This window comes from Winogradskyella sp. PE311, from assembly GCF_046545555.1.
GTDB lineage: Bacteria > Bacteroidota > Bacteroidia > Flavobacteriales > Flavobacteriaceae > Winogradskyella.
In genome coordinates this window covers 2146011-2158336 of record NZ_JBHZTH010000001.1, presented here as the reverse complement: position 1 = coordinate 2158336, position 12326 = coordinate 2146011, and the positions used below count along the sequence as shown (strand labels likewise).

Sequence of the window (12326 nt, the reverse complement as noted above, 5' to 3'; positions counted from 1 at the left end):
TCTAATTCTTTTGATCTTCTGTTGGTGGTTGATAAGGAATTTCCTTTTTAGATAATATACGTCTGTATCTTGCAGGATGTAGTTTTATGTCTAATAATAAAAGCTCCATTTCTTTAGAAGCGCCTTCTAGATTATTGTATAACGCATCATCCTTAAGAAGTTTACCAATGGTGCCTTCTCCTCCTTCAATACTAGATAACAAACTCTGCATACTTACTAAAGTTTTATTTAAACCTTCAATAGTAGTAGACAGACCTGCATCTTTTAACTCCGATGAGAGTGCACTTAAATTTTCACTTGTTTTATCAAAATTTTCTAAAACAGAAGCAATCTTCTCATTATTCTGTTTAATAACATTCTGAATAGAATTAGAAAGTCCTTTAAACGATTTTAAGGTAGAGTTTAATTCTGCTATAGTCTGTTTTAGGCCCTCATTAGATTCATCAACAACCAATGCATTTAAATTAGTCACTAAGGTATCCGCTGAGAGTAATGTATTGTCTAAATTAGAACTCACTTTTGAGAAGTCTTTTTCTAAAGTTGTTACTAATCCTGGTTTCACTTCTGAGGCAATGAAATCTCCAGGTTTTGCAATATCTCCATCTCCAGTATCAATAATTGACAAACCGTTACCTCCCATAAGACCAGTTTGGTAAAGACGAATCATACTGTTTTTTGAAAATTTAAGTTTAGGATCTACAGAAAAATAAACACGCGTTTTACCAGTCTCAAAAACGTAATCGATATCTTCAATTTTACCTATTTTATTACCTTTTACAGTTACAGGAGATGACATACTCAAAGCATTGTAATCAAATTCTGTGTAGTATGATTCTGAATCAGAAAATAATTCTTCACCTCTTAAAAACGTAAATAAATAAATAAAAAGGGCTATACCAGATAAAACTAATATAGCAACTTTAACTTCTCTTGTAATTTTCAATGGTCCTTACTTTGGTTAAAACAAAATTAGGAATAAATATATTAATAATGTTTCTAATTAGTGATACTAATCACTTGTAGATTTTAATGCCTCAGATAGTTCAATCTGCTTTCCGTCTTTATACGCAACCACAAAGCTAGACTTATAGCCTTTATCTTTAGCTTCTAATTGTAGTTTTTGGGCTTTGTTATAATTAGATGTGCTTCCGTAAAAATATTTATATATTACACCTGACTTTTCTTTGCTAAGATTATCTAATCCATTGAAGTTATAGGACTTTGTAGCTAAATCATTTTTACTTGCCGCAATTTGCACTTTAAACGTTATATCGTTAAATATTGAAGGTTTTTCATCTGTAACTTCATTAGGGACAGTATCTCCTCCCAAATTAAGACTACCCACATTTAGGTCTATTTCTCTTTTATAATCCTCAATAGCATTTCTTATTTGAGTTGCTATCTTTTTTTGTCCACTATTAGAATTTAAGTAAGCGCCTTCTTTTTTGTTTGTTATAAAACCTGTTTCAACAAGTACACTAGGCATATACGTATTATGTAATACCCATAAACTTAGTTGTTTTATACCTCTACTTCTTCTTTTAAGTTTACCAGAAAAATTATCTTCAATTTTCTTTGCAAGTTGAATACTTTGTTCTACATATACTTCCTGCTCAATCCCAATTGCAATGCTAGATTCTGGAGAACTAGGATCAAAACCTGCATAATTTTCTTGATAATTATCCTCTAAAAAAATTACTTCATTCTCGGCTTTAGCCACTGCCATATTTCTATCAGAATTTTTTGCCCCTAAAACATATGTTTCAGTACCATAAGCTTGTGTATGATGTGCATTGCAATGTACTGAAACAAATAAATCGGCATCTGCTTTATTCGCTATTGCCGAACGTTCATAAAGTTCTAAAAAAACATCTGTTTTTCGTGTGTAAATTACTTTAAAATCTGGGTTTTTCTCTAACTGCTTTCCTATTTCGAGCACGACTTTAAGTGCTATACTTTTTTCTTTATACCCATTTTTTGTTGGTCTACCTGGATCCTTACCACCATGACCAGCATCTAACACCACTACAAACTTACCTTGTTGTGCTTGTAATGAAGAAAAGGATGTTAAAGAAGTGATAAATATCACTACTAAGAATACTATTCTATATTTTTGAGTCGTTTGCATATTTAATCTAACGGTTTATAAACTCATATTATTAGACGATATTGTTAGTAAAACAGTATTTTTAAACTTTATGATCTTAATAAAATAATCACAAAAAAATAACAGTACTTTTGGCGTTTCAAAAACCGAGCCATACTTTTACAAAAATACATCTAAAAGGATTGCGTACAAATAGCCTACACATACTTTTTACCCTGAGTTTTACAGTGCTTATCAACACTTTTAGCTCAGCACAAGAAACCTCAAAAAAGAAAACTGCAATACCGGCAGATTCTACAGCAATTCCTGCAATTGTAATTCCTATAGACACTCTAAAAAGTAAACCTTCAAATATTAAAGAAGTAGATTCTACAGAAAAAGATTCTGTAAAAAAAGATGCCTTCTTAACAGATATAGTTACCTATAAGGCCAAGGACTATGTGGCAATAAACCAAAGAAAACAACAAATTCGGCTTTACAATGAAGCTAAAGTAGATTATGGGGATATGGTGATTACGTCTGGTGTCATTGTTATAGATTATAGCAAAAATTTAGTTTATGCTGGGCGTATAAAAGATTCTACGGGCTATTCTCAAAAACCTGTTTTTAAGCAAGGAGCTAATGTTATAGAACCAGATTCAATAGTCTTTAGCACAGAAACCAGAAAAGCACTTATTTATAACTCTGTGACCGAACAAAGTGGCGGAACTGTAATTGCAGAACGAACAAAAAGAGAGAATGACTCTGTTTACTTTATTTCTCAAGGCAAGTTTACAACATCAGAGAATTTAGAGGATCCTGAATATTACATTTTAATGAACAGAGCAAAGATTGTCCCAAACAAGAAGATTGTTACGGGTATGAGCCAGATGTATATTTATGATGTACCAACGCCAATAGCAATTCCTTTTGCATATTTTCCAATGTCTAAGAAACAAACCTCAGGTATTATTTTTCCTTCTTTTGGAGAAGACACTGGTAATGATCGTGGTTACTTTTTACAAAATGGTGGATATTATTTTGCCATAAGTGATTATATGGATTTAGCCGTTCTAGGTGATTATTATACCAATGGTAGTTATGGTGTCCGTTTAGAAAGTAATTATGCGGTTCGTTATAAATTTAGAGGAAATGTAGGTTTTAGATATGAAAATCTCTTAAATAGTGAACGTGGTTTTCCAGATTTTAGTCAAAGTACAATATACAATATAAGATGGTCCCATAGTCAAGACGCAAAATCCAATCCTAATTCTAGATTTTCCGCATCAGTTAACTTAGGTAGTAGTCAGTACTATCAACAATCTATAAATCAGATCAATCAGAATAGCTTTTTAAATAATACTCTCGCTTCATCCGTATCTTACTCTAAAACATTTCAAACTGAACCACAAGTCAATTTAAGTTTAACGGCAACACATAGTCAAAATACAAATACGGAAGACATAAATTTAACTTTACCAACCATGCAAGCATCAATGAGTAGAGTATTTCCATTTGCACCAAAATCTGGAGTAAAAAAAGGAGCGATACAGAACATAAACTTTCAAGTAAATACAAGAGGAGAATATCGTATTAATACCACCGATTCTTTATTTGGTAAAAGCGAAATGTTTGATGATGCATTGGCAGGCATGCGCCACAGTATTCCCGTAACAACAAATTTTAAATTATTCAATCATTTTAGTGTAAGTACGAGTGCTAATTTTGAAGAAACATGGACTTTAAAAACTGTACGTCGGTTCTTCGACCAAAATACACAAGCCGAAGTTACATTAGATCGCAATGGTTTTGATCGGTTCTTAACGTATAATTTTAGCTCTAGTATCGGTACCACATTATATGGAATGTATAATTTTGAGAAAAAAGGTAAGGATCCTAAAATTCAGGCTATACGCCACGTTATGCGACCTTCTATAAGTTATACAGTCACACCCGCTTTTGATCAGTACTATGAAACCTATGATGTTATAGATGCAGATGGTACAACCAGTGATCAGGTAGAATATACACGATTCGAAAATTCACTCTTCGGACGACCAGGCAACAATTACTCGAGTAGTATCGGTCTTGCCTTAGGTAATAACATTGAAGCTAAAGTACGGTCTAAAGATTCTACAAAAACAGAACCAGAAAAGGTATTTTTACTGAATAACTTAAACTTTTCTACGGCCTACAATCTTGCTGCTGACTCACTGAACATAAGCCCTGTGCGCGTTAGTGGAGGGACTCAGATTCTCAATAAAAAGATGAGTGTTAACTTTGGGATGACTTTAAACCCGTATGCATTAGATAGCAACAATAACTTAATAGATAGGTTTAACATTGATAATGGCGGTAGTCTTTTTAGATTAACTTCAGCTAACTTAAATATAAGCTATTCTCTTAACAATGATAGTTTTTCTAGTAAAGGGCGTGACGATGATGAGGATAAAGATTCTCAGCGACGTGCTGCTAATTCTAATAGTAGAACTGATGATTTATTTGGTAAATCAGAGGATTTTGCCGATCGACGTCTAACCGATAAGGATAGAAATAAAGATGACGAGGAAGAGAATAATGAGTTTTATAATTATAAAATGCCATGGAACCTGAGATTAGCCTTTGCCACAAATTATTCTAACACTACCCGACAAAACGAAATAACTTCGCAATCACTCATGTTTTCTGGTGATGTAGAACTTTCTCCTCGTTGGAGTATTGGAGCATCTTCTGGTTACGATTTCTTAAACCAAGGTTTTACCTTTACACAATTACGTTTTGAGCGAGACTTATTGAGTTGGAGAATGAATTTTACTTGGGTACCTTTTAGTAACCGAAGTAGCTGGAATTTCTTTATCGGTATAAAGTCTAACTTATTAAAAGACTTAAAATACGATCAGCGTCGTCAACCAGACCAAAGAGTTGGTAATTAATCTTAAAAATATTTCAATTAAATTTAAGTACTGTTTAACCCATTAATGAAATTCCTGTTATCAGAGAACATACTATGAAAAAAATAATAAATACCTCTAAAGCACCAGCACCAATAGGACCGTATAACCAAGCTGTTTTATCAGGTAACACATTATATACCTCTGGGCAAATCGCCTTGCATCCAGACACTATGGAACTTGTTATAGATGATATTAAAACTGAGACTAAGCAAGTTATGGAAAATATGAAGGCTGTTTTAGAAGCCGCAGCTATGACTTTTGAAAATGTGATAAAAACCTCCATCTTTATAAGCGATATGAATAACTTCTCTCAAATTAATGAAGTTTATGGTAACTATTTTGATGAAGCCACAGCACCTGCAAGAGAAACCGTAGAGGTTGCTAATTTACCTAAGTTTGTAAATGTTGAAATTAGTATGATTGCTGTGAAATGATTTGTAAACGCTTCTTTTTTACAAATATTTTTTTCTAAAGTCTCGTGGATTTTCATTAGTCACTTTTTTGAAAGTACGATTAAAATAAGAGAGACTTTCAAAACCAGATTGATAACAAGCGTTACTTACACTTTTTCCCGACATTAGAATGCGCTTTGATTGACTGATGCGATATCTATTTAAGAATTCAATGAAGGTATAATTACTGACTTTTTTAAAATATCTACAAAAAGCCTCTTTAGACATATTACTAATTTTGGCTATTTCATTCAAGCTGATTTTTTTATGATAATTTTCATCTACAAAAGCATAAATAGTTCTTAATCGACCTTGTTCTCTTTCGCTAACTCTGTTTTTGAAAGGCTGATCATGCAATAATTCTGGATTCGAGTCATTTGCAAGTATTTGCAGAACTTCGAGCATTTGAGTGTATCTCTGAAAATCGTTTAAATGTTCAAACTGAAATAATTTTTCTCCAACTTGTTTTTTTATTTTGCTATTAAATGCTAAGCCATATTTAGATTTTTCAATTAATTTAGTGATTGAGGATAATTCTGGTATTCCATTAAAATAAGTCTCAATAAAATCTTTTTTTAAATGCACTACTACTTTTCGATATTCTGTTTGAACTCCGTAATCGAAATTTAAATGAGGAATATTTGAGCCTATAAAGACTAAATCGCTTTCTTTATAAGTAGATATATGCTCTCCTATATGTCGAGTACCTGATGCTGCTTCAATATACACTAATTCATATTCAGGGTGAAAGTGCCAATAAAATAAATCACTAAGACGTGGATTGAACATCATACTAAATGATTTGTCTTTACTAGTTATGGTTTCGAGTTGAATTTTCATATTCTTTCACAAAATTCACATATAAATATAAGTAAAAACACATAATAGTCAATATCGTACAATTTTTTGCTAATTATATTAAATTTTTATAAAGTACAAATACTCAACTTTGCTTTAATTAGATAATCAAAACTTTTTAGTCATGAAAAATAAGACAGCAAAAGAGAACCACACTATGGTTCCTAATAATCAGCATAATGACATTCCTGGGAATCCCTCTACCGCAAAAAGCAGCAAGGTTAAACTAAGAACAAAAGCTACCAAGGATACATTAAGAATCTTGTCACTAGAGCAATGGAATTTTTGGAAAGAACAAGGTTATGTAGTTATAAAAAACGCAGTTCCGCGTGAGCAAGCCAAGCAGACTGCTGACTTTCTTTGGGAATTTGAAGATAAAAATCCAAATGATAAGAGTACTTGGTATACAGCTCCTCGCGCTGAAATGAAGATGAAGGAACTAGCAGGAACAGGCATGGTGGAAGTATACAACAACCAACATCTTTGGAATAATCGTCAAACAAAAAAAGTGTATGATGCCTTTGTTGATATTTGGGGAACGGAAAAATTATGGGTAACAATTGACCGCGCAAACTTAAACTTTCCGATTCGGCCAAACTATGAATACAAGGGTTTTATTCATTGGGATTATGATCCAGATACAAAGCCTCAAAACGTACAAGGTGTTTTAGCTTTAGCTGATCAAATGGATGAAAACATGGGAGGTTTCCAATGTATTCCATGGTTGTACAAAAATTATGATACTTGGAAATTAACTCAACCCGAAGAACGAGATCACTTCAAACCAGATGTAACTGAACTAGAGGATAAAATTGTAAAAGTACCTATGGAAGCAGGAGACTTACTAATATTTAATAGTTCTGAACCACATGGTATCCGTCCAAATCGCTCGAATGATAAAGTGAGAATTGCACAATATATCTCTATGATGCCAGCTCAGGAAGATAATGCTGCATTAAAAGATTGGCGTATTAACTCTTGGAAAAATCGTATTTCGCCAGAAGGTTTTGCATTTCCAGGTGATCCTCGTAAATGGGAACAAACAAAATACGGAAGAGCTATATTATCTGAATTAGGTGAGAAATTATTGGGTTCTAAAAAATGGTAAGTAATCTTGTTTAATGAACTAACATTAGCTTATGCAAAAGCATAAGATTTCTCAACAATAGTTATTTATTTTGTAACTATTTGGCATAGCATAAACTCGATTATTTTTTAGAAGAAAAAAAAGAAGATGACTAGTTTTAAATTCTATACAACCAAGATCGTATTTTTCAAAATCATAATTAAAAAATCCCAAGCAAAAGCTCAGGATTAATTATATAAGTATAAGTGTTGTATTAGCCTTCAGGATGCATAAAGCGCTGCTTTCCTAATAGTTGTTCTTCAGTTTCTACAACATCTTCATCTGGCACACAACAATCTACTGGGCAAACTGCAGCACATTGAGGTTCTTCGTGGAAACCCATACACTCCGTACACTTGTCTGGTGCTATGTAATAAACTTCGTCGCTTATAGGCTCTTGTGTTTCTTCTGCATCTACTGCTTTACCGTTAGGTAAAACAATTTTACCCTCTAGACTGGTACCATCTGCATAACGCCAATCATCAGCTCCTTCGTAAATAGCAGTATTTGGACATTCTGGCTCACAAGCTCCACAATTAATACATTCATCTGTGATTATAATTGCCATAGTAATTTTTCTTTGGTCTATTCTTAACTACCATATTAAAGACTTAAGATTGCCGCCGTGTAATAACGCTCACAAACTTCAAACTTTAATCTAGCTCATTTCTTTTTATTGCTTAATTTTGCAATTGCAAAAATAGAGCCAAAATGGCGTTTTACCAAACACTAGATGGATTTACAACAAAGAATTAACGCTTTTACAAAATTAGGTGCTTTTTTAAGTCAATTTACTACTAAAGGTATTGATAAAAAGGCTAGTATAGAAGCTAATGATTTATTCTTTGATGGGTTTAAACATCAAATTAAATTAGCCAAAGAACATAATGGCTGGTTTACCGAAAAAAATATTTTTTACAGTTTAGAGTCTTGGTCTAAAATACTGACATATAGCACAATTAATGATTGGACTAAAAAGTATAACTTTAACATAAATTCACCTAAAACTATTGCCATAATTATGGCAGGAAACATTCCTTTGGTTGGATTTCACGATTTTTTATCTGTTCTTATTTCGGGACACCAAGTTTTAGTAAAGCAGTCTTCAAATGATAAACACCTCCTCCCCTTTTTAGCTAAATATTTAGAAATTATTGAGCCAGAGTTTAAAGGTAAAATCACCTTTACGGAGCAAAAATTAGAAAATTTTGACGCGGTTATTGCCACGGGAAGTGACAATACAGCACGTTATTTTGAATATTATTTTAAAGACAAACCTTCTATTATCAGAAAAAATAGGAATTCCATTGCTGTTTTATCTGGTAACGAAACCAAGGAAGAATTAGAATTCTTATCAGAAGACATATTTAGGTATTATGGCTTAGGGTGCCGAAATGTATCGAAACTTTTTGTACCAAAAGGTTATAATTTCGATGCTTTTTTTGAAGCCGTTTACAAATGGCATCCTATTATAAATGAATCGAAGTACGCCAATAATTACGATTATAATAAGGCTGTGTATCTAATGAGTGAGTTTGATATGTTAGAGAATGGTTTTTTAATGATAAAAGAAGACACAAGCTCTGCGTCGCCTATTGCGACATTGTTTTACGAGTATTACGAGAATATAGAGGTTTTAAGAGCGCAGTTGGCAACTGAAAAAGACAATATCCAATGCATAGTTTCAAACGGATTCTCATCTAAAGAAGTTGCATTTGGAGAAACACAAAAGCCACAACTTTGGGAATATGCAGATAATATAGATACTGTTGATTTCTTGTTAAAAACATGATGCAAAAATTATGAATTTCGCAACACATTTTATACAATTAATCGCCACCTTTGTAACTGTTAATTTTTTAATTAAATAAATTTCCGGTATCACGGAAATGAAAATAAAATTTTCATGAAGAAACATAATTTTAGTGCAGGACCATGCATATTACCAAAATCTGTTATGGAACAAGCAGCTGAGGCTGTTTTAAATTTTGATGATGGCTTATCGCTTTTAGAAATTTCTCACCGAAGCAAGCCTTTTGTAGATGTAATGGAAAATGCTCGTTCCTTAGCGCTTGAGCTACTTGGCTTAGAAGGAAAAGGCTATAAAGCCTTATTTCTGCAAGGTGGTGCAAGTACACAATTTTTAATGGTTGCGTTAAATCTCTTAGAGAAACGAGCAGGTTACTTAAACACAGGGACTTGGTCAGACAAAGCAATTAAAGAAGCTAAAATTTATGACGATATTTATGAAGTAGCTTCTTCCAAGACGGCTAACTTTAACTATATTCCTAAAGGATACGATATTCCTGAAGATTATGATTACTTTCATTGTACGTCTAACAACACCATTTTTGGAACGCAAATGAAGAGTTTTCCGAAATCATCAATACCTATGGTATGTGATATGAGTAGTGACATTTTCTCGCGTCAGTTAGATTTTACACAATTTGATTTAATATATGCTGGTGCTCAAAAAAATATGGGTCCTGCAGGAACTACTTTGGTTGTGATTAAAGAAGATATCTTAGGCAAAGTATCTCGTAAGATTCCTTCGATGATGGATTATAAGATTCATATCGGAAAAGGTAGCATGTTCAATACTCCTCCTGTATTTCCAGTATATGTATCTATGTTAACCTTACAGTGGTTAAAAGACTTAGGAGGTATTAAAGCCATTGAAGAAGAAAACATAAAGAAAGCAAATTTCATTTATTCCGAAATTGACTTAAACCCGTTATTTAAAGGGTATTCTGTAAAGGAAGACCGATCTACAATGAATGCAACATTTACTTTAGAAAATGAAAATCTAAAAGAAACGTTTGAGGCTATGGTTAAGGAAGCTGGTATTAATGGTCTCAACGGCCATAGAAGTGTTGGTGGTTATAGAGCGTCAATGTACAATGCATTATCATTAGATAGCGTTAAAGCATTGGTAGAAGTAATGAGTGAGTTAGAGAGTAAAGCTTAAGTAATAATAGTCATTCTAATTTGTAATGACAAAACATATAAAAATGAAAGTATTAGCAAATGACGGTGTTTCTCAAAGCGGTATAACTGCATTAGAATCTGCTGGATATGAAGTAATAACAACAACTGTTGCGCAAGAACAATTAGAAAACTATATCAACGAAAATGAAATTTCAGTTTTATTGGTTAGAAGTGCTACAACTGTTAGAAAAAATATAATAGATAACTGCCCAAGTCTAAAAATAATTGGACGCGGTGGAGTTGGTATGGATAATATAGATGTAGACTATGCTCGCAGCAAAGGTCTTAGTGTTATTAATACACCTGCTGCATCATCACACTCTGTGGCAGAGTTAGTTTTTGGTCATTTTTATGGCTTAGCACGGTATTTACATAATTCTAATAGAGATATGCCATTAGAAGGAGACTCTAAATTTAAAGCACTTAAAAAGTCCTATGCTAAAGGAACAGAATTAAAAGGTAAAACCTTAGGTGTACTTGGATTTGGACGTATCGGACAAGCTACAGCAAAAGTTGCAATTGGCGCAGGTATGAAAGTTGTTGCCTTTGATCCATTTATGGAAAAGGCTAACTTAGAACTAGACTTTTTTGACGGACAAAAAGTGAATTTTGAAATCGAAACAATTTCTAAAGAAGATGTTCTAAAGCAAGCAGATTTCTTAACACTTCATGTTCCTGCACAAAAAGACTACGTTATTGGAGAAAAAGAATTCAGCCAAATGAAAGACGGTGTCATTCTCGCAAATGCTGCTCGTGGTGGAGTTGTGAATGAAGTTGCTTTAGTAAAAGCTATTGAAAGTGGTAAAGTATCTAGAGCTGCATTAGATGTTTTTGAAAAAGAACCACAACCAGAGATTCAGTTGTTAATGAATCCTGCACTATCGCTGACACCTCATACAGGTGCCGCAACTAATGAAGCACAAGATAGAATAGGTACAGAGTTAGCAGAACAAATCATAAGTATTTTAGGTTAACCAATAGTGACCAAACCAAAATAAATGAGTCCTATAATTATATAGGACTTTTTTGTACCTTGAAAACTTAACTATTAATCTTAATTACAAACAACAATGGCAGGAATTTTAGACTTATTAAACAGCGACTTAGGGAAAACTATTATTAGTGGTGTTTCTGGTTCTACAGGAACAGATCAAAATAAAACAAGTAGTGTACTAACTATGGCGCTACCAGTATTAATGAAAGCAATGGAGCGTAATGCTGCTACACCAGAAGGTGCACAGGGCTTAATGGGTGCATTAAGCGGTAAACACGATGGTAGCATATTAGACAACCTTAGTGGTTTATTTGGTGGAGGTGTTGACGAAGACGTAAAAACAGATGGTTCTAAAATTTTAAATCATGTTTTAGGAAGCAGACAACAAGGAGTTGAGCAAGTTATCGGGCAAAAATCTGGTTTAGACTCAGGATCTGTTGCAAATATCTTAAAGGTAGCTGCACCAATTTTAATGGGTGTTTTAGGAAAACAATCGAGACAAAACAATGTAAGTTCTCAGAGTGATTTATCTGGTTTATTAGGTGGTCTTTTGGGCGGAAGCTCTACACAAAACGAACAAAGTTTTTTAGAAAAAATATTAGATGCTGATGGTGATGGTAGCGTTATTGATGACGTAGCTGGCATGGTGTTAGGAGGTGGAAGCAAAAAGAAAAGTGGACTTGGTGGATTACTAGGAGGCTTATTCGGAAAATAAAAGCTTAATCTCATTATAATAAAAGCAGCTCATTTAGAGCTGCTTTTTGTTTTTACAGTTTTTTAACTCACTCAAACTATACGTTTACTCATTAGGACAGTTCGTTTGCATATCTATACTATGATAAGGATTGTTTTTACTATTTATTTGTCG

Annotated in this window: 11 protein-coding genes; 7 read left to right on the top strand and 4 right to left on the bottom strand. The window is 33.2% G+C overall.

All coding sequences use genetic code 11. The annotated features are described in order from the left end of the window. Position 1 precedes the first annotated feature (1 nt). Both ACFWU4_RS09420 and ACFWU4_RS09415 read right to left on the bottom strand, forming a co-directional pair. Positions 2-943: an MlaD family protein gene (locus tag ACFWU4_RS09420; RefSeq protein ID WP_411127130.1), complete on the bottom strand. Its 942-nt coding sequence runs from the start codon at positions 941-943 to the stop codon at positions 2-4. 66 nt (positions 944-1009) lie between these two features. Next, on the bottom strand, positions 1010-2128 hold the full coding sequence (locus ACFWU4_RS09415) for an N-acetylmuramoyl-L-alanine amidase family protein (RefSeq protein WP_411127128.1): 1119 nt from the start codon (positions 2126-2128) through the stop codon (positions 1010-1012). 110 nt (positions 2129-2238) lie between these two features. Between ACFWU4_RS09415 and ACFWU4_RS09410 the strand changes: the two genes are divergently transcribed. After that, positions 2239-5019: a putative LPS assembly protein LptD gene (locus tag ACFWU4_RS09410; RefSeq protein ID WP_411127127.1), complete on the top strand. Its 2781-nt coding sequence runs from the start codon at positions 2239-2241 to the stop codon at positions 5017-5019. A 74-nt stretch (positions 5020-5093) separates the two neighbouring features. Beyond that, positions 5094-5474, top strand: coding sequence for a RidA family protein (locus ACFWU4_RS09405; RefSeq protein ID WP_411127125.1), 381 nt, complete (start codon positions 5094-5096; stop codon positions 5472-5474). An 18-nt stretch (positions 5475-5492) separates the two neighbouring features. Here ACFWU4_RS09405 and ACFWU4_RS09400 read toward each other — a convergent pair whose 3' ends face one another. Further along, on the bottom strand, positions 5493-6332 hold the full coding sequence (locus tag ACFWU4_RS09400; protein WP_411127122.1) for an AraC family transcriptional regulator: 840 nt from the start codon (positions 6330-6332) through the stop codon (positions 5493-5495). A 142-nt stretch (positions 6333-6474) separates the two neighbouring features. Here ACFWU4_RS09400 and ACFWU4_RS09395 point away from each other — a divergent pair, with 142 nt between their 5' ends. Beyond that, positions 6475-7458, top strand: coding sequence for a phytanoyl-CoA dioxygenase family protein (locus tag ACFWU4_RS09395; RefSeq protein ID WP_411127120.1), 984 nt, complete (start codon positions 6475-6477; stop codon positions 7456-7458). A gap of 232 nt (positions 7459-7690) precedes the next feature. Here the strand turns inward: ACFWU4_RS09395 and ACFWU4_RS09390 are convergent, their stop codons facing one another. Then, the gene (locus ACFWU4_RS09390) at positions 7691-8044 is read right to left on the bottom strand and encodes a 4Fe-4S dicluster domain-containing protein (protein WP_411127118.1); all 354 of its coding nucleotides are present in this window, start codon (positions 8042-8044) and stop codon (positions 7691-7693) included. A 165-nt stretch (positions 8045-8209) separates the two neighbouring features. On the opposite strand from ACFWU4_RS09390, the gene ACFWU4_RS09385 reads away from it, so the two are divergent. From ACFWU4_RS09385 to ACFWU4_RS09370, 4 genes are all read left to right on the top strand, one after another. Continuing rightward, a complete protein-coding gene (locus ACFWU4_RS09385; protein ID WP_411127116.1) occupies positions 8210-9268 on the top strand; it encodes an acyl-CoA reductase in 1059 nt (352 codons plus the stop codon). Positions 9269-9382: 114 nt separating this feature from the next. Continuing rightward, entirely contained in the window at positions 9383-10444 is a 1062-nt protein-coding gene (gene serC / locus ACFWU4_RS09380; protein ID WP_411127115.1) for a 3-phosphoserine/phosphohydroxythreonine transaminase, read from the top strand. 43 nt (positions 10445-10487) lie between these two features. Continuing rightward, positions 10488-11438 carry a D-2-hydroxyacid dehydrogenase gene (locus ACFWU4_RS09375; protein WP_411127113.1) on the top strand — a complete coding sequence of 317 codons (951 nt, stop codon included), beginning with the start codon at positions 10488-10490 and terminating at the stop codon, positions 11436-11438. 96 nt (positions 11439-11534) lie between these two features. Further along, positions 11535-12173 carry a DUF937 domain-containing protein gene (locus ACFWU4_RS09370; RefSeq protein ID WP_411127111.1) on the top strand — a complete coding sequence of 213 codons (639 nt, stop codon included), beginning with the start codon at positions 11535-11537 and terminating at the stop codon, positions 12171-12173. Positions 12174-12326 lie beyond the last annotated feature (153 nt).